The sequence below is a fragment of the Pigmentiphaga litoralis genome (genome assembly GCF_048632615.1).
Classification (GTDB): domain Bacteria; phylum Pseudomonadota; class Gammaproteobacteria; order Burkholderiales; family Burkholderiaceae_B; genus Pigmentiphaga; species Pigmentiphaga litoralis_B.
Genome location: NZ_CP184479.1, coordinates 193,638 through 217,735, shown reverse-complemented (window position 1 = coordinate 217,735; position 24,098 = coordinate 193,638). Strand labels below are relative to the sequence as shown.

Genomic DNA, 24,098 nt, shown 5'->3' with positions numbered 1-24,098 from the left:
GCGTTCAGAATTCGCATGACACGGTTGTGACGATGTTCTTTACGATAGGCGCAAGGCATCGATCACTGGAGTCGCATCTTGCAGAACAGCGTCATCGCAACGTTTGGGACCGCCACCGTCCACGGGGTGAGGCAGGCCGCGGCGTGCCGCTTCAGCGCCATCCCTTATGCCGAGCCGCCCGTGGGCGAGCGGCGATTCCTGCCGCCCGTGCCCTGTGCCCTGGAGGGCCAGATCGATGCCACCCGGCCGGGGCCAGTGGCGCCGCAGTTGCCGTCGCGGTTGGCGGATGCGATGGGCGATTTCGACGCGCCCCAATCCGAAGACTGCCTGCACCTGACAGTATGGACGCCCGCCCCCGATGCCGCGCACCGGCCGGTGGTGATCTGGCTGCATGGCGGTGCGTGGCAGAGCGGCGGCGGGGCGATCGAGTGGTACGACGGCAGCCGGCTGGCGTCCGAAGGTGATGTTGTAGTTGTCAATGTCAACTATCGGCTGGCGGCGCTGGGGTGGCTCTGCGTGCCCGGTGAACCCGCCAATGTGGGCCTGCTCGATTGCGAAACCGCGATTGCGTGGGTAGTGCGGCACATTGCTGCCTTTGGTGGCGACCCGGCCCGGATTACGGTCATGGGACAGTCCGCGGGCGGATCCAACATCGCGGCGTTGTTGACGCGCAAACCGGCATTCCAGCGCGCCATCATCCAGAGCGGATCCATGGGCCGGGGCTATCGAAGCCGCGCCCAGGCGGACGCGATCGGTCTGGCGTTCCTGCAGGCCTTGGGTGTCGCGTCGCTGGACGATGCGCGCGCCTTGCCTGTACAGGCCCTGTTGGATGCGCAGAATGATCCCGGCGTCAAGACAGCGTTGGCGGAAGAGGGCACGGGCCGCAGTCTTTTCTCTCCTGTTCTCGACGGCAAGGTGTTGCCCTTCGATATCGAAGTCGATCTGGCGGCGGCGCCGGGCAAGGCGGACGTGCTGATCGGTTCCACCGCCGACGAAATGGCGGCCTTTCCGGGCATGGGGCGCGATGCCGATAGCCGCGCGTATGGACGTCGGGTGTTCGTTGCGCCGGCCGCCGCCTGGGCGCAGGCCGCGCGCGCCGCGGGCCGCAACGCTTGGCTATACGAATTCGCTTTTGCGCCATCGGACCGTTTCGGCGCCTGCCATTGCATCGAATTGCCATTCATGTTCGGCAACGTAGGGGCTTATGCAGGCGCGCCGATGCTCGATGGGATGACGCCCGGCGACGCCGATCGGCTGGTCGGCCAGATGCTGCCGGCCTGGCTGCGCTTGATCCGCGGCGAGTCGCCCGGCTGGCCGCAGGCGCCCGCCCTGCGGACATTCGTGTAGCGCGGGGCGACAAGGACTCCGCGCATCCTTTCAGGGGCGCCACGCTCATCCGGCTTCAACACTTCATCGTCGACCACAAGGAATTGCTGTGCTCAAGAAACTGCTTCTGCTTGCTGCCCTGTCCGTCTCGCTTCCAGCGCTTGCCGCCTACCCGGATCGCCCGGTGCGCATCATGGTCGCCAACCCGGCAGGCGGTCCGGTCGATGTCTTTCTGCGCGTGCTGGCCGCGCGCCTGTCGCAGACCTGGAACCAGTCGGTCGTCGTGGAAAACCGCCCGGGCGCATCCGGCATCATTCTTGGCAATGCGCTGGTCAAGGCCACGCCCGACGGCTATACCCTCGGCATGGTCGTCGCGTCGTCCTTGACGGTGGTGCCGTTTGCCGTCGACAACCCTCCGTTTGACGTGCAGAAAGACCTGCAGCCCGTGTCGCTTGTCGCGCGCACACCTTTCATTTTTGTCGTGCCGAAAGACAGCCCCATCAAAACCTGGCAAGACTTCGTCGCCGCCAGCAAACAGCGCGACCTGACCATCGGGTCGTTCTCGATCGGCACCGCCTTCCATCTGGTGTGGGAGCAGACCGCGCGCGCCGCGGGCGTCAAGGCCGTGTACGCGCCGTCGCCGTCCTCGGGAAAGACACTGGGCGACCTGGTCGGCGGGCAGCTCGACATTGCGCTGGACGCGCCGTCCAGCGCCAAAGGCATGATCGACGCCGGCCGGCTGCGTGCCATTGCCATCACCAGCCCGACGCGTTTTGCCGGCCTGCCCGACACACCCACCCTGGCCGAAAGCGGCCTGGCGGGCTATGCGTCCCAGCCCTGGTTCGCGCTGATGGCGCCCGCGGGCACGCCTGCCGATGTGGTCGACAAGATCCAGAAGACGGTAGCTGAATTGCTGAAGGATCCGGCCATGAAGGCGCAGATGCAGATGTACGGCATGACACCGGTGGGCAGTACGCCGGCCGAACTGGCCGAGATCATCAAAAATGACCTGCGCGACATGGGGCCGCTGGTGAAAGAGTTGGGGATCAAGCTGTAGCAGCGGGGCGGAACGTAAAAAAGGCGCAATGCAGGGGTCTGCATCGCGCCTTTTATAGCGCCGAACGTCGGTTCAGCGTCGAACGTCCGGGCGATCGCCTGCTGTCAGGCGGTCCGGTCTTTCAGGGGCGTTCGTGATCACGCGGCCTGGCGAATCGCGTCCTGCGCGCCGGTAATAGCCTTGGCACGTGCGTCGGCACCCATCGCGATCCCTTCGGCGCGGATGAACTCGACGTTCTGGATACCCAGGAAGCCAAAAAACGCCGTCAGGTAGCGTTCCTGGAAGTCAAATGACTCGGCTGGCGTGCCCGGGCCGTAAAAGCCACCGCGCGACACGGCAACGATCACACGCTTGCCACCTGCCAGGCCTTCCGGGCCGGTGGCGGTGTAGCGGAAGGTCTTGCCTGCGACGGCCACCCGGTCCATCCACGCCTTGAGCTGGCTCGACACCGAAAAGTTGTACATGGGCGAACCGATCACCACGGTGTCGGCGGCCAGGAATTCTTCCAGCACGGTCGCGGCAGTGGCGATATCGCTCTGGATCTCGGCCGTCAGCTCGGCAGGCGCGCCCACGCGCACCATGAACTCAGGGCCCGACAGGTGGCTAAGAGGCTGGGCCGCCACGTCGCGATACACGACGGTGGACGACGGGTTGGCGCTTTGCAGTTGTTCGACCAGCTCGGCGCTCAGTTGGCGGGTGACCGAACCGTCGCCCAGGATGCTGGAATCAATGTGAAGGATCTTCATGGTGGACTCGCTTTGTGAGGTGGGTGACGGGATCCGTCCCGCATGGCATTCATAATAGGTGTGGGACGTTAGTGTGATAAGCCGGTCGAAAACGAACGCGTCGTTCTATTTATGGAACAATAGGATCGGACTGCGGAACTGCAATTGCGCGAGAACGACCCAATGCTCGACCTGAACGATCTCTATTACTTCGCCGCCGTCGTCCGCTATGGCGGCTTCGCCGCTGCTGGCCGAGCGCTGAATGTTCCGAAGTCGAACCTGAGCCGCCGCATCGCGCGCCTGGAGCAACAGCTGGGCGTCCGCCTGCTGGAACGCTCCACCCGCCGCCTGGTGGTCACCGACATCGGCCAGGAGTTCCACGGCCACTGCCAGCAGATGATTGCCCAGGCCGAAGCCGCGGAAGAGGCCACGCAGCGCATGCGCGGCGACCCGCACGGTCTCGTACGCCTGGCGTGTCCGCCGGGCCTGGCGCCGCAACTCAGCCGCATCCTGCCGAATTTCCTGTCGCAGTACCGGAACGTGCGTGTGCAGGTGGTCGTCTCGAACCGGCGCGTGGACTTGGTGGAAGAACGCATCGACGTCGCTCTGCGCGCCCGGCGCCGCGTGGACCTGGACCCCAACCTCGTGACAAAAGTGGTCGGTGAAAACCGCGCCGGCCTTGTCGCTGCCCCGGCTTTCGTCGCGTCCTACCCGCCCATCCACCACCCGAAAGACCTGGCCGGCGTTCCGACCCTGAGCATGGAGGAGGTCTCTCAGCACGATCAATGGCCGCTTTTCGGCCCCAATGAACAGGCCTACACCGTCCAGCACGAACCGCGCGTCGGCTGCAGCGACTTTCCCCTGCTGCTCGGCGCCGCCATTGCCGGGCTGGGCGTGGCCCTGCTGCCCGAAAACCTCAGCGCCGAAGCCGTCGCCTCGGGCCGCCTCGTCCCGGTGTTGCCCGGCTGGTACACCGACCTGACCGTGCTGCACATCGTCTTCACGTCCCGCCGGGGACTGCTGCCCGCGGTCCGGACCTTTGTGGACTTTCTGGCAGCCGAACTCCCCAAAGTGCCGTGGGAGAGCGCAATCAGGGTAAGTCCTGAACTACAATAGGAGGTTTATTCCAGTCCAGGGGTTGCCAGATGCGTCTCGTACAAAAAGCCTACACATTCGACGACGTGCTGCTCGTGCCCGCTTATTCCGCGGTGTTGCCACGTGACGCAAGTCTGCGCACCCGTCTCACCCGCAAGATCTCGCTGAACATTCCGCTCTTGTCCGCCGCCATGGACACGGTCACGGAATCCCGTTTGGCAATCGCGATGGCCCAGGAAGGCGGCATCGGTATCATTCACAAGAACCTGACCGCCGACCAGCAGGCGCGGGAAGTGGCCTTGGTCAAGCGGTATGAGTCGGGCGTCGTGTCCGACCCGATCACCATCGCGCCGCACATGAAGGTACGCGACGTGATCGCGCTGCAGCGCCAGCATGGCATCTCCGGCCTGCCCGTCGTGGAAGGCCGCCAGGTCGTCGGCATCGTCACCAACCGCGACCTGCGGTTCGAAGACCGCCTTGACGAACCCGTGCGCACCATCATGACGCCGCGCGAACGCCTGATCACCGTCAAGGAAGGCGCCACGCCCGAAGAAGCGCAGGCGCTGATGCACAAGCATCGCCTGGAACGCGTGCTGGTCGTGAACGAAACCTTCGAACTGCGCGGCCTGATGACCGTCAAGGACATCATCAAGACCACCGAACACCCCAACGCATGTAAGGACGCCCACGGCAAACTGCGCGTCGGCGCGGCTGTTGGCGTGGGCGGCGGCACCGAAGAACGGGTGGAAAAACTGGTTGCCGCCGGCGTCGACGTGCTCGTCGTCGACACCGCCCACGGCCACTCGCACGACGTGATCGAACGCGTCCGCTGGGTCAAGAAACACTATCCCCAAGTCGAAGTCATCGGCGGCAACGTTGCCACCGGCGCAGCGGCATTGGCCCTGGTCGAAGCCGGCGCCGACGGCGTCAAGGTCGGTATCGGCCCCGGCTCCATCTGCACCACGCGTATCGTGGCCGGCGTGGGCGTGCCCCAGATCACCGCCATCTCCAACGTGGCCGAAGCCCTTGAAGGCACCGGCGTGCCTCTGATCGCAGACGGCGGCGTGCGCTACTCCGGCGACATCTCCAAGGCCCTGGCGGCAGGCGCCTACACGGTCATGATGGGCGGCATGTTCGCCGGCACCGACGAAGCACCCGGCGAAGTCGTGCTGTACCAGGGCCGGTCGTACAAAAGCTACCGCGGCATGGGCAGCCTCGGCGCCATGACCGACGGGTCGGCCGATCGCTACTTCCAGGACCCGGCCAACAACGCCGACAAGCTCGTGCCCGAAGGCATCGAAGGTCGCGTTCCTTACAAGGGCAGCGTGCTCGCCATCATCTTCCAGATGGTCGGCGGCATTCGCGCCTCGATGGGCTACTGCGGCTGCGCGTCGATCGACGACATGCGCACCAAGGCAGAGTTTGTCGAAATCACCTCGGCGGGCATCCGTGAATCGCACGTCCACGACGTGACGATCACCAAAGAAGCCCCCAACTACCGGATGGAATAAGCGTGCACGATCGTATCCTGATCCTCGACTTCGGCTCCCAAGTCACCCAGCTGATCGCGCGACGCGTGCGCGAAGCCCAGGTGTATTGCGAAATCCACCCGCACGACGTGTCCGACGACTTCATCCGCGAAGAAATGGCTCGCGGCCTGAAGGGCGTGATCCTGTCCGGCAGCCATGCCTCCGCGTACGAAGAAACGTCCATGCGCGCCCCGCAAGCCGTCTTCGAAGCGGGCGTGCCGGTCCTGGGCATCTGCTACGGCATGCAGACCATGGCCATGCAACTGGGCGGCAAGGTCACCTTCGCCGACCACCGCGAATTCGGCTACGCCGAAGTCCGCGCCCACGGCCACACGCCCCTGTTCACCGGCATCGAGGACTTCACGAATAATGAAGGCCACGGCATGTTGAAGGTGTGGATGAGCCACGGCGACCAGGTCACCGAACTCCCACCCGGCTTCAAGCTCATGGCCTCCACGCCATCGTGCCCGATCGCCGGCATGGCCGACGTCGAACGCGGCTACTACGCCGTCCAGTTCCACCCCGAAGTCACCCACACCGTCCGCGGCCAGGTCATGCTGGAGCGCTTCGTCCACGACATCTGCGGGTGCGGCACCGACTGGAACATGCCCGACTACGTGTCGGAAGCCGTCGAAGCCATCCGTCAGCAGGTCGGCAGCGACGAAGTCATTCTTGGCCTGTCCGGTGGCGTCGATTCGTCTGTAGCTGCCGCCCTGATCCACAAAGCCATCGGCCCGCAACTCACCTGCGTGTTCGTCGACCACGGCCTGCTTCGCCTGGATGAAGGCAAACAGGTCATGCAGACCTTTGCCGACAACATGGGCCTGAACATCATCCACGTCGACGCGACGAATGAGTTCATGAGCAAGCTCGAAGGCGTCAGCGACCCCGAAGCCAAACGCAAGATCATCGGCCGTGAATTCGTCGAAGTCTTCCAGCGTGAAGCCGGCAAACTGAAAAACGCGCGGTGGCTGGCCCAGGGCACGATCTACCCCGACGTGATCGAATCCGGCGGCAAGAAGGGCAAGGCGCAGACGATCAAGTCGCACCACAACGTGGGTGGTTTGCCCGAGACGCTGAATCTGAAGTTACTTGAGCCGCTGCGTGAGCTGTTTAAGGACGAAGTCCGCAAGCTGGGTGTCGCGTTGGGTTTGCCACCTGGCATGGTCTATCGCCATCCGTTCCCTGGACCGGGGTTGGGTGTGCGGATCTTGGGCGAGGTGAAGAAGGAATATGCGGACCTGCTGCGCCGCGCCGATGCCATCTTTATCGAAGAACTGCGCAATTTCAAGGATGATCAGGGCACGTCCTGGTATGACCTGACCTCGCAGGCGTTCACGGTGTTCTTGCCGGTGAAGAGCGTGGGGGTGATGGGGGATGGGCGGACGTATGATTATGTGGTTGCGCTGCGGGCGGTGCAGACGTCGGATTTCATGACGGCGGATTGGGCGGAACTGCCTTATGCGTTGTTGAAGAAGGTGTCTGGGCGGATCATCAATGAGGTCCGAGGGATCAACCGGGTTACTTATGATGTGAGTAGCAAGCCGCCGGCTACGATTGAGTGGGAATGATTCTGCTCGCTACTGGAAGTAAAAAAAGGCGCTTCGGCGCCTTTTTGTTTGAGCCGCAGAGTCGCGCATGGCCCCGGCGTGCAGAAGCTACGTCAACGCTATACAAGTCTGGCCATAAACCTGTAGCACGCACTGGCAGGTCTATGCCGCGCCGAGGCACGTCACCGTCATTTCGCTCCAGCCCAGCGAGGAACTGGTGACGGTCGCCGCCGGCGTACCGTGCGCTGGATCGTAGGCGACACGCTCAGCGGCAATCGCGGTGACCTGCGCATCCACGTGCTGGTCAAGCCGATCCGATCCGGGTTGAAAACCAACCTGGTCATGCCCACCAGCCGCCGGATGTACCTGCTGCAACTGACACCGACCGAACGCTCCTGGATGGCATCGGTTTCCTGCGATTAGCCTAGGGGTCGGATCGTCGCCTTGCAGCGCGAGGCGCAGGCTCATTGGGCTCCCAGCAACCGGCCTATTAACCTTCAAAGATATCAATTTATATCGAATAAACCGCTATCTATGAGATTGATCGATTGCGGTAACGAAACCCGAGTGCTTCATAGAAATCGGATTAAGTTGAATAAAGCTCTATCTATATCGGTATTCCATGCCAAAAAATTGCGTCCGGTCAGTGCCGTGCCACCGCTGATCGCTCAGCGCCTGGACATCTGGGGACGCTGCATCCGTGAGCAGCGCGTGTCGCAACACATCTCGGGTGCTGACCTTTGCACGTCCTGACACGGGCGAGTGGGTGACGGTTGGCCGGTACCTTCGCCAAACTGAAAGGCGTCCGCCCGTAGATGTCCGCCTCAGAAAGATGCTGATGTCGACCCCAAGCACGTGCGGCGCGCGGCCGAAGGGGACGCTGCGAGAGGAAACGACGGAAGATAGCTGCGGGATCGATTGGCCAAAGGCATAGAACGGTTGGGTGCGGCGGCAGTCGCCGTCAGGCTTCTAGCTCGATATTCGGATGGGCAGCAATGATCTCTACAACGATATCAAAGTACGTTCTGCCTGCCCCAGTTTCCAAGTCGTCCAACTGCGAACGCACCAGCGTCTGGTTGAATTCTGGTTTGCCCAATTTGCCCAGGTAGTACGCTCGTGTGGCGGCAACGCCCAAGGCCGCTCGGCTGTGGTCGATGTTGAGCCATATCAGCCGAAGGGTATCAGCGCCGCACGCGGCGCCGTAGCCGCCATAAAGCAGATCGTCCAGCGCATCGAGACTCGGACCGAGCTTCCATGATTCATTGGCCATGAAGACCCGATTGATTTCGTCGTAGAACGAGGGGATGTCGTGGATGTTCTTGCCCTCGATTGTCAGCGTTTGGGTTGCCATCACCGGGCGCCCGCTGCACGCAAGCGCTTCTCCATCTCGACGAAGCCTGAAGCCTGCGCGTGCTGAAGCGCGGTCTTGCCGTCGCGGTCGGCAAGATTGGGATTCGCGCCGGCATCAAGCAGCAGTCCGACGATCTGTTGATGGCGTGGTCCTCCGTCACCCAGAATGACAGCCTCGAGCAGGGCCGTCCATCCCAGATTGTTGACATGATCCACTTCAACGCCCGCTGCGATCAACGTCCTGACCGTGTCGACATGGCCGCGTTCAGCGGCAGGAATCAATGCGGTTCCGCCGTAACGATTGGTGCTCTTGAGATCCGCACCATGCGCCAGCGTCAGCCTCAAGATCTCGAGGTGCCCACGCGCGCCGGCGTACAGGTAGGGGCTGTCGTGAATGCGGTCTTTGGCGTTGACGTCAGCGCCGGCCAGCACCAGCGCGCGGGCGGCGTCGACCGCGTTGGCATGGGTGGCGATCAATAGGGCGGTTTGGCCGTTGTCGTCGCGCAGGTCGATGGCGGCACCGGCTGCCAGCAATTTGGAGATCCCGACCGCGTCATTGCGCCGGGCTGCCTCAAGCAGCGCCTGGGGGCCGGTCGACGCATGCGAGGGAACGACGCTGTCCACCATCATCACACCTAAAGGAATTGCAAGAAAAGACCGTCTACGCATGCCATTGTCCTGAACGTAAGGGCATTGATGAATTGCGGCCAGCTTACCCGACCATGTCCCACCATACCGGGCATGACTGGCCTGGCAAGCCAAGAATCGCCTTGCCTATTTGGGGACGCCGCGTTGTGCTGGACGGAACCCGCGCAGTGGGGCAGCATCATCAACGCGCGGCACATCTTGCTGGATTGACCGACGTCCACCGCTTTCCGCTCCCGTCTGGCTCAAGCACACCGAATCTCACACTGCGGCGCTATCATCAGTCGTCCGTTGACGGTACGCTAGCCTGAAGCCTTCGGGAGTCCCCATGCCTGACCATCCCCCGCGCCGCCAAGTCCGCTGGACTTGGAGACCGCTCATCGTTTTCGTTCGCATGTTTCCGCCACCTTGCTTGCGCTTGACCTGCTCGAGTCGGCTGACGCGGCGACTCGTCGCAAAGCGGTGTCGGTGGTGCGCCGGAATGCGCAAGCGGTGTCCGATCTCGTTGATGAACTGTCCGGTACCGTCCGCAACCTGACGCCGGCGCCGGATGACGCACCGATCCGCATTCCCGCAGGCACACGCGTCCTGGTGGTCGAGGACGAATATCTGCTTGCCCAGACCGTTGCCGAGCATCTTGAAAAGGCAGGGTGTCTTGTAGTCGGGCCGGTGGCGACGGTCGAGGAGGGGTGAACCTGGCGCGCAATGGCCTGGTGCACTGCGCGGTGGTGGACGCCAATCTGGACGGCAGTTTTTCGACCCCCATTCTGGACGCCCTCGCGGCGCGCGGCGTGCCTGCGGCGGTGCTGAGCGGCTATGACCACGCTGCCATGCCGAGCGCGTTTCGGAAGTGGCCTTTCCTGCAAAAGCCGGTTGATCCGGCGTCGCTTAAGGATCTTGTGGGGACGCTGTGCACTTCCGGAAACCCGATCACGACCAAAGAGTAGTCTGGACTGCCACCTATCGATGCCATGAAGGCAGAGCGTTGAGGACACCGCATGCATGCGCCACCCAAGTCATCGATCACCGGCGCGCAGACTGAAACAGGCACGGGCGACGACTGGCGGATCGCCATCGAACACGCTGGCGTCGGGGCATGGCACTGGGACACCCGCCACGGCGTGCTGCACGCCGACGCCATTGCGCAGCGTCTGTGGGGCGTGCCAATGTCTGACCAGCCCGTGGCGTTGTCGGCCGTTGCCGACATGCTTGATCCGCAGGGCGCCGCGTGGCTGCAGGATATCGGCGCCAACCCTCTCGCTGCGGGTGAGGGCATGGATATGCAAGTCCAGGTGGGGGTGGCGCATGGGCCCGGCCGATGGGTGCAATGGCGCGGCCAGGCAGAACGCCAGAGACCGTGGATGCTTCATGGCGTGTGCGTTGACGTGACGGCGCAGCGGCAGGCCCAGGAGACCCTGCGGGAACGTCTGGCGCATCTGGAATCCGAGCTTGCCCGCACCAGTCTGCTGCAGGACCTGGCGGCGCGCAGCGAGGCGCGCCTGCGTGAACGCGAGGCCGACCTTGCCCGTGTGCAGCGTATTGGCGCGGTGGGCGGCCTGGATATCGATATCGTTGACGGGATGAGCAGCCGGCGGTCGCCGGAGTACCTGCGCCTTCACGGTCTGCCCGCGCAGGCAATCCACGAGACGCATGAGGACTGGCGCAGGCGCTTGCATCCCGATGACGTGGAACAGGCCGAAGACCACCTGCTTGCGGTCCTGGAGAGCGATGCGACGTCCTATGAAAGCGAGTACCGGATCATCCGGCCCAACGATGGCGAAGTGCGGTGGATCGCGGCCCGCGCCGATATCGAGCGCAACGCGCAGGGCCGGCCGGTCAGGCTTGTGGGTGCGCACATTGACGTGACCGAGCAGAAGCGGGTGCAGGATGCCCTGCGCCGAAGCGAAGAACGGCTGCGCCAGTTCGGTGAGGCGTCGCAAGACGTCATCTGGATACGTGATGCCGAGTCCCTGAACTGGACGTATCTGACGCCCGCATTCGAAGAGATCTACGGATTGAGCCGCGCCCAGGCGCTGGAGGGCGATACTTACCAGAACTGGCTGGCGCTGATCGTGCCTGAAGACCGCGCGCATGCCCGGCGAACGATCGACCGTGTGCTGGCAGGGGAACGGGTCACCTTTGAATACCGCATTCGGCGGCCGGTGGACGGACAGGTGCGCTGGCTCAAGGACACGACGTTCCCGATTGCTGATGACGCTGGCCAGGTTAGCAGCGTTGGCGGTATCGGTCAGGACATCACCTCGGTCAAGCTCGCGGAAGAACGCCTGACGACCAGTGAGGAGCGCCTGCGCAGCGCCGCGGAAGTCGCCCGCTTCGCCCTTTGGGACTGGAATCTGCTGACCGGCGACGTGGCGTGGTCCGCAGAACATTTCCGCATGGAAGGATATCTGGTGGATCAGGTGGCCCCCAGCTATGAAGCGTGGGCGGCGCGCGTGCATCCGGACGATCTGGCCGACACCGAGGCGGCCATGGCGCACGCACGCGATACCCGCAGCGAATACATCCACGAGTTTCGCAGCCTGCATCTTGACGGGTCGGTGTGTTGGCTGTCGGCGCGCGGGCGGTTTTTCTATGACGATGCTGGTAAGCCGGTGCGGATGATAGGCGCGATGCTCGATACTACCGAACGGCGCGAATGGGAGGAAAGGCAGAAGGTGTTGGTGGCCGAGTTGCAGCACCGCACATTCAATCTGATGGGACTGGTGCAGTCGACGGCCGACGTCACGATCCGGTCGAGCGCGGATCTTCAGGAATTCCAGCAGAAATTCCACGACCGGATCGCGGCACTGGCGCGCACACAGCGGCTGCTGTCGCGCCTGGACGAAGACAATCGCGCCACGTTCGACGAATTGGTTGGGGGAGAACTGGAGGCGGTCGGCGCGCGCGTCGACGGCACCGACGGAAGGGTGGTCCTGGACGGCCCGGCCGGTGTCGTGCTGCGATCGAGCACCGTGCAGACGTTTGCGATGGCGATCCACGAATTGACGACGAATGCCGTCAAGTACGGCGCGTTGAAGCAACCCGGCGCTCGCCTGGCGATTCGATGGGAACTGCACGCAGGCGGCGCCGACCAGCCCGTGCTGCATGTGGATTGGCGCGAAACCGGGGTCGTGATGCCGCCCGAGGGAAGCGCGCCGCAAGGGACGGGACAGGGGCGGACATTGATTGAAAAGGCCTTGCCTTACCAACTGCGTGCCAGAACGAGCTATGCCCTGACGCCGGACGGTGTGCACTGCACGATTGCACTGCCGGTGTCGTCGCGAACGCCGTTGCCGTAGTGCCAGGCGTGGCGGGATATCCCACCCGCCTTGCACCGACCATCAGCGTTTGGGCAGCACCCACTCCGCCCGGGGAAAGTGGCAGGTATATCCGTTCGGCCGCTTCTCCAGATAATCCTGGTGTTCCGGCTCGGCTTCCCAAAAATCGCCTACCGGTTCCACCTCGGTCACCACCTTGCCCGGCCACAGTCCGGACGCGTCCACATCCGCGATCGTGTCTTCGGCGACCCGTTTCTGTTCCTCGTCAACGTAATAGATCGCGGAACGGTAGGACATCCCCCGATCATTGCCTTGCCGGTTCTTGGTCGTCGGATCGTGGATCTGGAAGAAGAACTCCAGAATGTTCCGATAGCTGGTCACCGCGGGGTCGAACACGATCTCGATCCCTTCGGCATGCGTGCCATGGTTGCGGTAGGTGGCGTTGGGAACATCGCCGCCGGTATAGCCCACGCGGGTCGACACGATGCCGGGTTGCTTGCGGATCAGATCCTGCATGCCCCAGAAACATCCGCCCGCCAGTACTGCGCGTTCAGTCATGTCAAGCCTCCTTGATCTGGTCGAGGTATTCGCCGTACCCCTCGGCTTCCATCTGGTCGCGCGGGATGAAGCGCAACGACGCCGAATTGATGCAGTAACGCAGGCCGCCGCGATCGCGTGGACCGTCGGGGAAAACGTGGCCGAGGTGGCCGTCGGCGTGCGCCGATCGGACTTCGGTCCGGACCATGCCGTGCGTGACGTCGCGGACTTCGTTCACGTTGGCGGGGACGATGGGCCGCGTGAAGCTGGGCCATCCCGAGCCCGAATCGTACTTGTCCGTCGATGCGAACAAAGGCTCGCCAGACACGATGTCGACATAGATGCCGGGCTTCTTGTTGTCGTTGTACTCGCCCGTAAAGGGCCGTTCGGTGCCCGCGTTCTGGTGCACGCGGCGCTGCTCTGGCGTCAGGCGGTCAATCGCCGTCTGCGATTTTTCAAACTTCATGGAAGTCTCCAATAGGTGTCCGGCAAAACGAAGCTGGAGTCAGCTTAGCCCACCTTCCGGAATGTCATGCCAAGGCTTTCGGCGGCACCGGAAATGCCTCGGGCAGCCAGCCTCGGATCACGCCTTGGTGTATACCTTGGGGCACACGCCGGGGCGCCAAGGTTTTTCGACCCTGCCAGGCGCCGCGCGTTCCTTGAACAAGCAGGAGTTACCTATGCATTACACCTTTCGGTCCTTGGTGGCCCACCTGGCCGCAGCCGGTCTCGTTGCCGTCGGCGGCAACGCCATTGCCGCTCCGCAGGCCGACATCCATGCGCTGGCGCAAAAGCAGCAGCAACCTTATCTGGACACCTTGCGCGACCTGGTCCACATCGAGTCCGGCAGCAAGGATATCGAAGGCACCGAAAAAATCGCCAATTACGTGGCGGGCAAGCTGCGGGAGCAGGGCGGCAAGGTCGACATCATCCAGCCCACGGATATCTACAAGCTGGGCGACACGCCGGACAAGATCGGACCGATGGTGCATGCCGAATTCAAGGGCAAGGGCAAAAGCCGCATCATGCTGATCGCCCACCTGGATACGGTTTACCTGCGGGGCATGCTCAAGGACCAACCCTTCCGCGTCGAAGGCGACCGGGCCTACGGCTTGGGCATTGCCGACGACAAGCAGGGCGTGGCCTTGATCCTGCACACCGTCGCAATGCTGCGCCAGTTGAATGTCGACAACTACGGCACGTTGACGGTGCTGATGAACAGCGACGAAGAGATCAGCTCGCCCGGCGCGCGCAGCACGATGACACGGATGGGCGCGGATCAGGACGCCGTGTTCTCGTTCGAGGGCGGCGGTCCGGACGGCGGCGTGCGGCTGGCCACCAGCGGTATCGGCGCCGCCATGCTGAAGGTGGAAGGCAAGGCATCGCACGCGGGCGCCCGCCCGGAAGACGGCGTGAATGCGCTGTACGAGCTGTCTCACCAGCTGTTGCAGATGAAGGACTTGTCCAAGCCCGATACCGGCTTGAAGCTCAATTGGACGGTAGCCAGCGCCGGCACGAATCGCAACGTCATTCCGGCCGAAGCCACGGCCCAAGCCGACGCGCGGGCGCTGCGCGTGGCGGACTTTACCGAGCTGGAACAGGCCATGCAGGCCAAGGTTGGCAACAAGTTGCTGGCCGCAAGCAAAGTGCAGCTGAATTTCGAAGTCCGCCGCCCGCCGCTGGAAGCGAACGACACGTCGCGGCGTCTGGCCAAGCAGATGCAGGACATCTACAGCCAGGACCTGGGGTTGAAGATGACCGTGGCCGAGAAGGCAACGGGAGGCGGCACGGATGCCGCCTTTGCCGCCTTGAAGGCGCGCGGCGGCGTGATTGAAGGAATGGGCCTGACCGGGCACGGCGCCCATTCGAATGACGCGGAGTACGTGCAGGTGGGCACGATCGTGCCGCGCCTGTACCTGGTCACGCGCATGATCCGGGATATGTCGAAGTAGACCGGAACGGACGGTGCTGCAGGGCATCGTCCGCCCCCAAAGGTAAGCCCAGGGCTCATGACCATTCCGGTTAACCCTGCGACGCGACGGGTGGTTGATAAAGCCATGCTTATTACTCGCATCACGTCACGGTTTACGGATAGAATGCGAACCATTCTCATCTATCCCAGTCTTGCCCCGATGCAAGAGAGGCTTATTCGCATGTCCGGTCAAGACGCCGCTTTGCCTTGCGCCACGATTGAAGGGCTGTACCAGGACCATCATCAATGGTTGCGGGCCTGGCTGCGCCGCCGACTGGGCAATGCCGCGGACGCTGCCGATCTGGCTCATGACACCTTCGAACGGCTGCTCAATGTGCGGGGCGCGTTCGTGGGTGCTACGGAACCGCGCGCCTATCTGACGACGACGGCAAAGCGATTGCTGGTCGATCGGTTACGGCGTGCCGCGCTCGAGCAGGCCTATCTGCAGGAACTTGCTGCACTGGCTCACACGCTTTGTAGCTATCCCTCTCCGGACCAGATTCTTGCCGCAGTGGATGCACTCGATGAGATAACTCGCGCGCTGGCCGGTCTTCCTTCAAAAGCGCAAGAGGCCTTCTTAAGGCACTACCTCGATGATCAGCCTCAGGCCGTTATCGCGGCGGACTTGGGTGTGTCCAAGCGCATGGTCCAGAAGTATCTCGCGCAAGCGATCTTCCTCTGCCGCCAGGAGTGTCCCGCGCTCACTGCTCATCCCTGCGCGTAACGGCGCGGACGGCAAGCGATCTCCATGCCCGTGAACGACAACGAGGACATTGCCCGGCAGGCGGCCGACTGGATGGTTCGACTGTCGGATGACGATGAGATCGCCCGCGATCGCGCAAAGTCGGCTTACCTTGCATGGCAGAAGCAGGATGCCAGGCACGAGGCCGCGGCTCGAGAGATCGAAGGCGTTCTTGGCAGGCTGCAAGCCCTGCGCGATACGGCGGCAGGAAGCGCGCAGCCCGCGCGCGTGGCGATGCGCGCCGGACTCAGAGCACGGGTGGTGTCGAAGTCCCGTGCACGAGCGGCGGCGATCGTCGTCGCCGTCGCCTGTGGGGTAGCCGGCCCGGGATGGCTCGTGCTCCAGGCTGTGCCCTTGTCCTATCTGGTCGCAGACATCAAGACTGGGGCAGGCGAATGGACAACGCAGGTTCTGGAGGACGGCACAAGAATTTCACTTGACGCGCGCAGCGCCATCAACGTCCGTTACGACACTCGCTTTCGAACCGTGCAATTGGTGCGCGGTCGGGTGCGCGTCGACGTGGCGCGGGATGCGTCGCGACCCTTCTCGGTCGAAACGGCCTTTGCACGATTGCAGGCGCTGGGCACACGATTTGTCGTGGATGCCCACGACGAATCCACGCTGATGGAGGTGATTGAGTCACGCGTTGTAGCGACACCATTGCGGACCGATGGAGCGGGCGGGCAGGCGGTCATCGTTACGGCGGGGCAACGGGTGCGTATCTCCAGCTTGGGGATCGGCACGGTCGAGTCCGTTGACGCCACGTCAATTGATGCGGGATGGAATCAACGTCGCTTGATCGCCACCGACTTGCCCCTGACCGAGGTTCTGGACACGCTTGCGCGGTTTCATACGGGGCGCCTCGTTTACGACAGGGCCGCCATGACGCACCTGCGTGTCAACGCCGTGCTGCCGCTCGATGACACCGCCCAAGCGCTGCGCCTGCTCCAGTCCAGTTTTCCGATGTTGCGAGTGCGTACGATGACTCCATGGTGGGTTCACATCGGTACGCAGCCCTGAGCTGTTTTTTTGGCAAGGCAGGTTCGTCTTTTCCGATCTCGTTCGTCAGGTCCTGTGTGATCAACGAATGAAGGAAACGTTAAGTGAGCGCCACGTCGACGTCCTGCCGAAGTATCAATTACCTATCGCCCATGCAGCGCTTTGCGCCGTCGGTCTGGGCATCCCGTCTTGTCGTTGCCTGCGTGGTTCTGGCGGGTGCGATGGACGCCGCCGGTGCCGAGTCTGCCGCAGTTCCGATCGCCCTTGGCAAGTCCTTCGATGTGCCGGCCGGCCCGTTGGCGGACGCCCTCAATCGCTACGCCGTGCAGTGCGGCGTGACGGTCGCAGTCGATGCGGCGCAACTGCGTGGACTCCGTAGTCCAGGCTTAAAGGGTGTTTTCACCATTGAAGACGGGTTCCGCGTATTGCTGGCGGGCAGTGGCCAAACGGCGGCCAGAACGGCAGATGGGTACGTCGTGCGCGCGGCGCCCGTGGCCGCGACACGCGATGGCGGGGTTGCCGCCGTCTTGCCGACCGTGAGAGTGGACGGGCAGGCCGAGGTAGAGACCGCGAATGGCCCAGTTGCGGGATACGTTGCCCAGCGTTCGGCTACTGGCACCAAAACAGATATCCCGCTTATCGACGTTCCACAGTCCACGTCGATCGTGACGGCAGACCGTTTGGAAACCATTGGCGCGGTCACGCTGAAAGATGCGCTGGGCTATACGCCAGGCATAGGTATCGCACCCTATGGTACGGACTCGAGATACGACTGGGTGACGATCCGGGGGTTCGAGGCGTACAGCCCCGGCTTCTACCTTGATGGCCTTCCCATGCGCAACAACGCGAACTTTGGCCTGTGGCGAATGCAACCTTACGGTGCGGAGCGGCTTGAGATCCTGCGCGGCCCGTCGTCCGTACTGTATGGGCTGGGGAATCCGGGTGGCGTCGTCAACGTGGTAAGCAAACTACCGACTGCTCAGCCCCTGCGCGAACTGCAGGTACAAACGGGCGCTCGCGGACGCAAGCAGGTCGCTGGCGATGTCTCCGGCCCTTTGAATGACGACGGCAGCTTGCTGTATCGGCTGACCGCGCTCGGTCGCGACGCCGAACTTCCGGCAGGCCGCATGGAAGACGACTATCTGTTCCTTGCACCATCACTGACCTGGAAACCGTCTGCCGACACCACGGCGACCCTGATGGCGCAACTGGGAAGCACACGTTCCGGGGTGTACACCCGCATTGCGCCGGCGTACGGCTCGCTGTTGGCTACTCCTGCCGGTACGCGCATCCCCAGCGATCTGTTCCTTGGCATCGCCGGAGCCAACCGCTTTGACCAGGATCAGCGATTGGCGGGTTATCAGTTGTCCCATCGTGTGGACGATACGTGGACCTTGAAGCAGAACGCCCGTGCATCACTGGTAAAGCTTGATTATCAGCAAATGACGATCGAGGGCTATGAAACGAAGAACGAAGCCGACACCCTTGATCCCGCCAACTACCGGTATGTGGCGTTCGTCCCGTATGCGGCGCGAGAGCGAATGACTTCTTTTGTGATCGACAACCAGGCGCATGCAGGGCTGAACTGGGGAGAGTGGCGGCATGATGTCCTTATTGGTCTGGAGCATCAAAGAAGCCGCCTGGACGCCATGACCATCTATGGCGGCAAAGCGCCCTCGCAGGACCTGCTTTCGGCACGCAGGGACGACGCGCCAATCACGTTGGCGGACCCCGCATCGCACGCAGCAAGTGTCGTGCGCCAGACCGGGCTGTATGTGCAGGATCAGATGAAATGGAGACGCTGGTCCTTTACGCTGGGCGCCCGGTACGACAATGCGTCAAGCGAAACCATCGACAAACTGGCGGGCAACGCGCGCACCGACGCCAGGGACACCAACGTTTCCACGCGTGCCGGTGTCGTTTATCGTGCCCCGAACGGCTGGGCGCCCTACGTGAGTTACGCAGAGTCATTCGCCCCGACAGGTGTTCTGGATCCCATCAGCAGGACGCCGTTCAGGGCAGAGACCGGGAGGCAGTTCGAGGCGGGCGTGCGTTGGCAGCCCGCGGGCCGCAGACAGACCCTGAGCGCCGCGATATTCGATCTGCGACGCAAGGATTTCATCACTTACGATCCCAGCTTTACGCCTCGACAGAATGGTGACGCGTCCGTGCGGGGCCTCGAACTGGAAGTCCTTGCCGAGCTGACTCGCCGGCTCAATCTGACAGGCGCCTACAGCCTGACTCCACGGGCCAAGGTCATCTCCAGCGCGGACCCGGCCAAGATCGGGACGCAGCCATTGGCCGTGCCACGGCATCGCGTTTCCGTATGGGCGGATTATCGATGGTCGACGGGCTTCCGAATCGGCGCAGGTGTCCGCCACGAGAGCAGCACATGGGGTGCGGACAGCGCCGCACCCGCGCAAATTCCCAGTCAGACCCTGGTTGACGCCATGATCGGATGGGATACGCGTGCGTGGCGACTTGCGCTTAACGTGCAGAATGTGACGGATAAAGCGATTATCACTACGTGCAGCGCGCGTACGTGCTACTACGGCTCTCCGCGCACGGTGCTGGCGACGGCCACCTATCGTTGGTGATTGGCTAAGCCGAAGGAAGACCCCTCGAGGCTCCCCTTCACTTGCTGCGCTTCACCATGTTCAGGATCACCTGAAGCAGCTCATCGCATGCGTCGTCCTCGACGATCTCGCCGTCGGCGGCGGCTTCCGACAGGGCATCGGCCGCGCCCATCATCGCCCAGAGGCTGGCGCCCGACACGCCGGCCGAACCGGTAAATGGCGCAAGAATGCCGGCGCACAGGTCCATGAAAGCGTGCTGATATTCGCGTTTGACGGCCGTCAGTTCCGGCGAGCCGTTCAACGCGGCGATCACGCCCGACATCTCCCTGCCTTGGGACACCACACAACTCACATAGCTCGACGCGATGACGCGTGCCTTGTCCTGCAACGTCGGGCGGGCCTTGTCGATGGCGGCGGCAAACAGGGCGGTCTGGCGCGCATCGTAGTCCTGGTACAGCGCCACCAGCAGGCCGTTGCGGGTGCCGAAGTGGTCGTAGACGATAGGCTTGCTGACCCCGGCGGCGTCCGCGAGGCGGCCCAGCGTCAGGGCGTCGGTGCCTTCATCGCCGATCAGTGCCCACGCCGTGTCCAATAACTGGCGGGTGCGCGCGGCGCGGGGCATGCGCCGCCGGGACGAGTCGGCGCGGGGCATGCGCCGCCGGGACGAGTCGGCGGGGGAAGCAGGGGAGGCGGTCATGCCCGAAGTTTACCGGCTTGTTGACGGCATATCCCCGGCAATGCGGCGGCCGATGGCTTCGGCCGTGTGCAGGTGGGCGGCCGGATAGCCGTCGTCGGAAGCGAGCAGGACATTCGAGCTGAGCACCGGCGCGCCGCAGAAGTCGAAGATGCCGTGGTCGATCTGGGTTGTCATGGCGCTACGGTAGCCGTGACGGTCCATCGTGCCTTGGTCCGCGCCCCCGTTGGCGACCAGGTGAACCTTGAGCCGCTGCAGTTTCTTGACGATCTTGCCACCGGCGTTGTCGTCTTCGTACGCCCAGCCTTGCGTAAAGACCCGATCGATCCAGCCTTTGAGCAAACCCGGGAACGACCACCAGAACACCGGGTAGACCAGGACCAGCGCGTCGGCACGATCCAGGCGGGCCTGCTCGGCGGCAACGTCGGGCGTGGCAGGGGCGGCTTGGGTGAATCGTGCAATGTCGCCGTGCGTCCAACGGGGGTCGAAGCCTTCGGCGGCCAGGTCGGCGATCTCGACAGTCGCGTCCATCGACGCTGCCTGGATGCCAGTGGCCACCTGTCTGGCGATCGCGTGCGTCAATGAGGCGGTATCGGGGTGGCTGACGACGATAAGGGTATGCATGGCATGTCTCTCCGTTCATTAAGCTACTGATAGTAATATACTAAAGGTAGCCTACTGAAGGTAGCTTGTCAAAGCCGGATGCGCGCGTGTGAGGCGAAACCGGTCTACCATGAGGCGCTTGTCTCCCCCATCAGGTCATCCATGGAACTTCGCCAACTTCGGTACTTCGTGAAGGTCTGTGAACTGCGCAGCATGGGCCGTGCGGCCATCGAGCTGGGCGTGGTGACGTCCGCGCTCAGTCAGCAGATCAGCCGGCTGGAAAGCGAGCTGTCGACACGCCTGCTGCAGCGCGCCAGCACCGGTGTCACACCGACAGATGCCGGCGTGGCCTTTCTGCAGCAGGCGCAGCTCACCCTGCGGCATGCCGACGAAGCCGTGCGGGCGGCGCAGCAGGCGCGGCTGTCGGGGCACGTCAGCGTCGGGCTGGCGCCCACGACGGCGTCGGTGCTTGGCATGCCGTTGATGCGGGCGATGCGGGAACGCTACCCCGACATCCGGCTGCATCTGGTCGAGTCCTTGTCGGGAAACCTGGGCAGCATGCTGCAGGCGCGCCAGCTAGACCTGGCCGTGCTGTTCGAGACGGCAACGCCGCGCCGCTGGAGCATCGAGCCGCTGCTGGACGAAAAGCTGTTCCTGATTGCCGCAAGGACCCTGTCGCAGCGGCCGGAAGGGCCACGCGTGCGGCTGTCGCAGCTTGCCGGCGTGCCGTTGATCATGCCCAGCCAAGGCCATGGGTTGCGCGCGTCGCTGACGACAGCGTTTGCCCGAGCCCGCATCGAGCCCAGCATCGTGGCCGAGATCGACGGCCTGGCGCTGTTGATGGACGCGGTGCGCGCGGGGCTGGGGGCCACGATCCAGCCCGGCGCCGCCGTGGCGCGGCAACCAACCGATGACGTCGTCGGTTGCCAGATCAGCGACGCGCATGTCGGCCGCCGCAACGTGCTGGTCAGCCTGTCGGATGACGAACTGTCGCCCGCCGCCCTGGCCACGCGCGTGGTCATTGCCGACATCGCGCGCACGCTGGTGCGCGACGGATTATGGGCGGGCGCGCGTCTTCTGAAAAACTGAATACCCGTTGCCCGATACGGGCTGTCGGCCTGCTGCCGTGCTGCCTACAGTCTCCTGCTTCCAAAAGAACGCATCAGGAGACGACCATGCCCGCATTCCCTTCCTTGCCCGTGGTGGCGTTGGCCGCAGCGGCATGCTGTACGGCGGCATCTGCTCAGGCCCAGGACTTTCCACCCGCCAAGCCCGTAACGATGGTGGTGGGCTTTGCGCCCGGCGGCGCGGCCGACGCCGCCGCCCGCTTGATCGCCCGCAAGCTGGGCGACAACATCGGACAGACCGTGGTGGTTGAAAACAAGGCCGGCGCCGGCGGCAATATCGCGCATCAACTCGTGGCAAATGGACCGGCCGATGGATCCGTGTTGCTGTTCGGTTCGATCGGCCCGCTCACGATCGCCCCCCACGTCATGAAGGTGACGTACGACCCGTTCAAGGATCTGACCGCCGTATCGGGCGGCGTCAATTTTCCCAACGTGCTGGTCGTGCACAAGGAACTGGGCGTCAAGAACCTTGCGGAGTTCGTCGCGCTGGCAAAGAAGAAGGCGGGCAGTGTGGAATTTGCGTCGACCGGGGCAGGATCCGCGTCGCATCTGGCCGGCGAACTGTTCAACCAGCGAGCCGCGATCGAGATGGTGCACGTACCCTACAAAGGCGGCGCGCCAGCCTTGCAGGACCTGTTGGGCGGCCGCATGGCGTCGTATTTTTCGGCGCCGCCCACCGCCATGCCGCACATCGAATCGGGCAGGTTGATTCCCTTGGCCACGACCGGCCTCGCGCGCCCGGCGTATCTGCCCGAGATTCCGACCGTGGCGGAATCCGGCTATCCCGGCTTCGAAGCGTTGAACTGGTATGCCTTTGTCGCGCCTTCCAAGACGCCCGTGACGATGCTGGATCGCTGGAACCAGGAAATCGTGAAAGTACTGAACGACCCTGGGGTGAAGCAGTCACTGAACCAGCATGGGCTGACGCCGCAGCCCACCACACGCGCCGAACTGACGGATTTCATGCGGAAAGAAGACGCGAAGTGGAGCGCCATCGTCAAGGAACGCAAGATCACCGCCGACTGAGGAGGGCGCGGCGATGGCCGGAATGCTGCCATCGTGCCCGCCCGCCCCCGGGATGCGTTACCGCCCCGCGTCGCCCGCCGTCAGTGCGAGCGTCTCTTCACGTTTCTGTAACCACCACGCGTAGCTGCGCGGCAGCAGGGTGTGCGGATCGGGCACGCCCAGTGTGGCGGCGGCGTGCACGGGCCAGTTCGGGTCCCACATGAATTCGCGCGCCAGGGCAACGAAGTCGCAATCGCCCGCTGCCAGATAGCCCTCGGCCTGTTCGGCTTCGCGGATCAGGCCGACCGCCATCGTCGGGATCCCCGTCTCTTCGCGGATACGTTTCGCGAACGGCACGTGGTACCCCGGCACGCGCGGAACGACGTGCAAAGTCAGGGGGCCGTCGATGCCGCCCGATGAGCAGTCGAACACGTCCACGCCGCGTTCCTTCAGCGCCGCCGCCAGCACAATGGTGTCTTCCAGGCTCCATGCGCCGCCGCGGCCGTCCACGCATGACCCGCGGAAGAACAAGGGTTTGTCGGCGGGCCAGGCTTCGCGCACGGCTTCGATGAGTTCCAGCCCGAAACGCATGCGGCCTTCGATGTCGCCGCCGTAGGCGTCGGTGCGCTTGTTCGTGATGGGGGACAGGAACTGCTGAATGATGTAGCCATGCGCGCCATGGATTTCGACGATGTCGAAGCCGGCATCCAGCGACCGTTTGGCCGCATCCACATGCGCCTGGATCACGTACCTGATGTCATCGCGATCCATTTCTTTCGGCGCCATCGCGCCTTCCTTGAACGGGATGGGGCTGGGCGCCAGGCCCGACCAGGGCGGACGGCCGTTGGCGGCATCCGCGGCGCCCAGCGGCGCAAAGCCATCCCACGGCGCGCGGGTCGCGACCTTGCGCCCGGCGTGTCCAAGCTGGATGGCCGATGCCGCGCCTTGCGTGCGAATGAAGTCGGTAACGCGTTTCCAGGCCTTGGCCTGCGCATCGGTATAGATGCCGGGGCAGTCATAGGTCTTGCGCGACCGCTCGGAAACGGAGGTCTCTTCGCAGAACACGATGCCCGCACCGCCCGAAGCAAACTTGCCCAGGTGGACAAGGTGCCAGTCGGTCGGGGCGCCGTCGACGGCGCTGTACTGCGACATGGGCGAGACGACAATGCGGTTCTTGACGGTCAGCCCGCGCAGGGTCTTCGGCTGGAACATCACGGGCAGCGCGGCGGTTTCTTTCTGGGGAGTGTCGGTCATGGAGGATTCGCGGGTGGTTGGCAGGAGCGGAACG

22 protein-coding genes and 1 pseudogene are annotated in these 24,098 nt (G+C 63.7%); 15 read left to right on the top strand and 8 right to left on the bottom strand.

The annotated features are described in order from the left end of the window. Positions 1 to 78: 78 nt before the first annotated feature. Positions 79 to 1,347 (top strand): carboxylesterase family protein, encoded by a 1,269-nt coding sequence (locus ACNANG_RS01070; RefSeq protein ID WP_420225632.1) that lies wholly within the window; start codon positions 79 to 81, stop codon positions 1,345 to 1,347. A gap of 88 nt (positions 1,348 to 1,435) precedes the next feature. Further along, the gene (locus ACNANG_RS01065) at positions 1,436 to 2,383 is read left to right on the top strand and encodes a Bug family tripartite tricarboxylate transporter substrate binding protein (protein WP_420225631.1); all 948 of its coding nucleotides are present in this window, start codon (positions 1,436 to 1,438) and stop codon (positions 2,381 to 2,383) included. A 137-nt stretch (positions 2,384 to 2,520) separates the two neighbouring features. Here the strand turns inward: ACNANG_RS01065 and ACNANG_RS01060 are convergent, their stop codons facing one another. Further along, on the bottom strand, positions 2,521 to 3,129 hold the full coding sequence (locus ACNANG_RS01060; RefSeq protein ID WP_420225630.1) for an FMN-dependent NADH-azoreductase: 609 nt from the start codon (positions 3,127 to 3,129) through the stop codon (positions 2,521 to 2,523). A gap of 144 nt (positions 3,130 to 3,273) precedes the next feature. On the opposite strand from ACNANG_RS01060, the gene ACNANG_RS01055 reads away from it, so the two are divergent. The 4 genes and pseudogenes from ACNANG_RS01055 to ACNANG_RS01040 all read left to right on the top strand — a co-directional run. Beyond that, complete coding sequence (locus ACNANG_RS01055; protein WP_420225629.1) at positions 3,274 to 4,224, top strand: LysR family transcriptional regulator; 951 nt, start codon at positions 3,274 to 3,276, stop codon at positions 4,222 to 4,224. A 29-nt stretch (positions 4,225 to 4,253) separates the two neighbouring features. Next, positions 4,254 to 5,714, top strand: a complete 1,461-nt coding sequence (gene guaB, locus ACNANG_RS01050) for an IMP dehydrogenase (RefSeq protein ID WP_420225628.1) — start codon at positions 4,254 to 4,256, stop codon at positions 5,712 to 5,714. A gap of 2 nt (positions 5,715 to 5,716) precedes the next feature. Beyond that, positions 5,717 to 7,303, top strand: coding sequence for a glutamine-hydrolyzing GMP synthase (gene guaA, locus ACNANG_RS01045; protein ID WP_420225627.1), 1,587 nt, complete (start codon positions 5,717 to 5,719; stop codon positions 7,301 to 7,303). Between the two features lie 55 nt (positions 7,304 to 7,358). After that, positions 7,359 to 7,795: pseudogene (locus ACNANG_RS01040) on the top strand (TrbG/VirB9 family P-type conjugative transfer protein); the annotation flags it as partial. A 448-nt stretch (positions 7,796 to 8,243) separates the two neighbouring features. Here the strand turns inward: ACNANG_RS01040 and ACNANG_RS01035 are convergent. Both ACNANG_RS01035 and ACNANG_RS01030 read right to left on the bottom strand, forming a co-directional pair. Further along, entirely contained in the window at positions 8,244 to 8,633 is a 390-nt protein-coding gene (locus tag ACNANG_RS01035; RefSeq protein WP_420225626.1) for a barstar family protein, read from the bottom strand. Beyond that, complete coding sequence (locus tag ACNANG_RS01030) at positions 8,633 to 9,262, bottom strand: ankyrin repeat domain-containing protein (RefSeq protein WP_420227674.1); 630 nt, start codon at positions 9,260 to 9,262, stop codon at positions 8,633 to 8,635. Before ACNANG_RS01030 ends, ACNANG_RS01035 begins: the two co-directional genes overlap by 1 nt. Positions 9,263 to 9,685: 423 nt before the next feature. On the opposite strand from ACNANG_RS01030, the gene ACNANG_RS01025 reads away from it, so the two are divergent. Genes ACNANG_RS01025 through ACNANG_RS01015 form a run of 3 tightly spaced genes read left to right on the top strand, consistent with a single transcriptional unit; the run spans position 9,686 to position 12,576 of the window. Then, on the top strand, positions 9,686 to 9,970 hold the full coding sequence (locus tag ACNANG_RS01025) for a hypothetical protein (protein ID WP_420225625.1): 285 nt from the start codon (positions 9,686 to 9,688) through the stop codon (positions 9,968 to 9,970). After that, a complete protein-coding gene (locus ACNANG_RS01020) occupies positions 9,967 to 10,224 on the top strand; it encodes a hypothetical protein (protein ID WP_420225624.1) in 258 nt (85 codons plus the stop codon). Before ACNANG_RS01025 ends, ACNANG_RS01020 begins: the two co-directional genes overlap by 4 nt. Before the next feature lie 51 nt (positions 10,225 to 10,275). After that, positions 10,276 to 12,576, top strand: coding sequence for a PAS domain-containing protein (locus ACNANG_RS01015; protein ID WP_420225623.1), 2,301 nt, complete (start codon positions 10,276 to 10,278; stop codon positions 12,574 to 12,576). 42 nt (positions 12,577 to 12,618) lie between these two features. Here the strand turns inward: ACNANG_RS01015 and msrA are convergent, their stop codons facing one another. Both msrA and msrB read right to left on the bottom strand, forming a co-directional pair. Continuing rightward, complete coding sequence (gene msrA, locus ACNANG_RS01010; protein WP_420225622.1) at positions 12,619 to 13,113, bottom strand: peptide-methionine (S)-S-oxide reductase MsrA; 495 nt, start codon at positions 13,111 to 13,113, stop codon at positions 12,619 to 12,621. Position 13,114: 1 nt separating this feature from the next. Further along, positions 13,115 to 13,558, bottom strand: coding sequence for a peptide-methionine (R)-S-oxide reductase MsrB (gene msrB / locus ACNANG_RS01005; RefSeq protein ID WP_420225621.1), 444 nt, complete (start codon positions 13,556 to 13,558; stop codon positions 13,115 to 13,117). Positions 13,559 to 13,772: 214 nt separating this feature from the next. Between msrB and ACNANG_RS01000 the strand changes: the two genes are divergently transcribed. The 4 genes from ACNANG_RS01000 (at position 13,773) to ACNANG_RS00985 (ending at position 19,402) form a co-directional block, all read left to right on the top strand. Continuing rightward, entirely contained in the window at positions 13,773 to 15,044 is a 1,272-nt protein-coding gene (locus tag ACNANG_RS01000) for a M20/M25/M40 family metallo-hydrolase (protein WP_420225620.1), read from the top strand. 57 nt (positions 15,045 to 15,101) lie between these two features. Next, on the top strand, positions 15,102 to 15,788 hold the full coding sequence (locus tag ACNANG_RS00995; RefSeq protein ID WP_420225619.1) for a sigma-70 family RNA polymerase sigma factor: 687 nt from the start codon (positions 15,102 to 15,104) through the stop codon (positions 15,786 to 15,788). A gap of 24 nt (positions 15,789 to 15,812) precedes the next feature. Beyond that, entirely contained in the window at positions 15,813 to 16,826 is a 1,014-nt protein-coding gene (locus ACNANG_RS00990; RefSeq protein WP_420225618.1) for a FecR family protein, read from the top strand. An 83-nt stretch (positions 16,827 to 16,909) separates the two neighbouring features. Continuing rightward, positions 16,910 to 19,402, top strand: coding sequence for a TonB-dependent siderophore receptor (locus tag ACNANG_RS00985; RefSeq protein ID WP_420225617.1), 2,493 nt, complete (start codon positions 16,910 to 16,912; stop codon positions 19,400 to 19,402). A 37-nt stretch (positions 19,403 to 19,439) separates the two neighbouring features. Here the strand turns inward: ACNANG_RS00985 and ACNANG_RS00980 are convergent, their stop codons facing one another. After that, entirely contained in the window at positions 19,440 to 20,078 is a 639-nt protein-coding gene (locus ACNANG_RS00980) for a TetR/AcrR family transcriptional regulator (RefSeq protein ID WP_420225616.1), read from the bottom strand. 9 nt (positions 20,079 to 20,087) lie between these two features. Beyond that, a complete protein-coding gene (locus ACNANG_RS00975) occupies positions 20,088 to 20,699 on the bottom strand; it encodes an NAD(P)H-dependent oxidoreductase (RefSeq protein WP_420225615.1) in 612 nt (203 codons plus the stop codon). 141 nt (positions 20,700 to 20,840) lie between these two features. On the opposite strand from ACNANG_RS00975, the gene ACNANG_RS00970 reads away from it, so the two are divergent. Beyond that, entirely contained in the window at positions 20,841 to 21,767 is a 927-nt protein-coding gene (locus tag ACNANG_RS00970) for a LysR substrate-binding domain-containing protein (protein WP_420225614.1), read from the top strand. 86 nt (positions 21,768 to 21,853) lie between these two features. Continuing rightward, positions 21,854 to 22,831: a Bug family tripartite tricarboxylate transporter substrate binding protein gene (locus ACNANG_RS00965; protein WP_420225613.1), complete on the top strand. Its 978-nt coding sequence runs from the start codon at positions 21,854 to 21,856 to the stop codon at positions 22,829 to 22,831. Between the two features lie 57 nt (positions 22,832 to 22,888). Here the strand turns inward: ACNANG_RS00965 and ACNANG_RS00960 are convergent, their stop codons facing one another. Then, positions 22,889 to 24,064 (bottom strand): NADH:flavin oxidoreductase/NADH oxidase, encoded by a 1,176-nt coding sequence (locus tag ACNANG_RS00960; protein WP_420225612.1) that lies wholly within the window; start codon positions 24,062 to 24,064, stop codon positions 22,889 to 22,891. Positions 24,065 to 24,098: the final 34 nt, after the last annotated feature.

Bases quoted from the DNA above. Each gene is read 5' to 3' on its own strand.
- ACNANG_RS01060 (WP_420225630.1), bottom strand. From the start codon at position 3,129: ATGAAGATCCTTCACATTGATTCCAGCATCCTGGGCGACGGTTCGGTC.
- ACNANG_RS00995 (WP_420225619.1), top strand. From the start codon at position 15,102: ATGACCATTCCGGTTAACCCTGCGACGCGACGGGTGGTTGATAAAGCC.
- guaB (WP_420225628.1), top strand. From the start codon at position 4,254: ATGCGTCTCGTACAAAAAGCCTACACATTCGACGACGTGCTGCTCGTG.
- ACNANG_RS00990 (WP_420225618.1), top strand. From the start codon at position 15,813: ATGCCCGTGAACGACAACGAGGACATTGCCCGGCAGGCGGCCGACTGG.
- ACNANG_RS01030 (WP_420227674.1), bottom strand. From the start codon at position 9,262: ATGATGGTGGACAGCGTCGTTCCCTCGCATGCGTCGACCGGCCCCCAG.
- msrB (WP_420225621.1), bottom strand. From the start codon at position 13,558: ATGAAGTTTGAAAAATCGCAGACGGCGATTGACCGCCTGACGCCAGAG.
- ACNANG_RS01000 (WP_420225620.1), top strand. From the start codon at position 13,773: ATGCATTACACCTTTCGGTCCTTGGTGGCCCACCTGGCCGCAGCCGGT.
- ACNANG_RS00980 (WP_420225616.1), bottom strand. From the start codon at position 20,078: ATGACCGCCTCCCCTGCTTCCCCCGCCGACTCGTCCCGGCGGCGCATG.
- msrA (WP_420225622.1), bottom strand. From the start codon at position 13,113: ATGACTGAACGCGCAGTACTGGCGGGCGGATGTTTCTGGGGCATGCAG.
- ACNANG_RS00960 (WP_420225612.1), bottom strand. From the start codon at position 24,064: ATGACCGACACTCCCCAGAAAGAAACCGCCGCGCTGCCCGTGATGTTC.
- ACNANG_RS00965 (WP_420225613.1), top strand. From the start codon at position 21,854: ATGCCCGCATTCCCTTCCTTGCCCGTGGTGGCGTTGGCCGCAGCGGCA.
- ACNANG_RS01015 (WP_420225623.1), top strand. From the start codon at position 10,276: ATGCATGCGCCACCCAAGTCATCGATCACCGGCGCGCAGACTGAAACA.
- ACNANG_RS00970 (WP_420225614.1), top strand. From the start codon at position 20,841: ATGGAACTTCGCCAACTTCGGTACTTCGTGAAGGTCTGTGAACTGCGC.
- ACNANG_RS00975 (WP_420225615.1), bottom strand. From the start codon at position 20,699: ATGCATACCCTTATCGTCGTCAGCCACCCCGATACCGCCTCATTGACG.
- ACNANG_RS01035 (WP_420225626.1), bottom strand. From the start codon at position 8,633: ATGGCAACCCAAACGCTGACAATCGAGGGCAAGAACATCCACGACATC.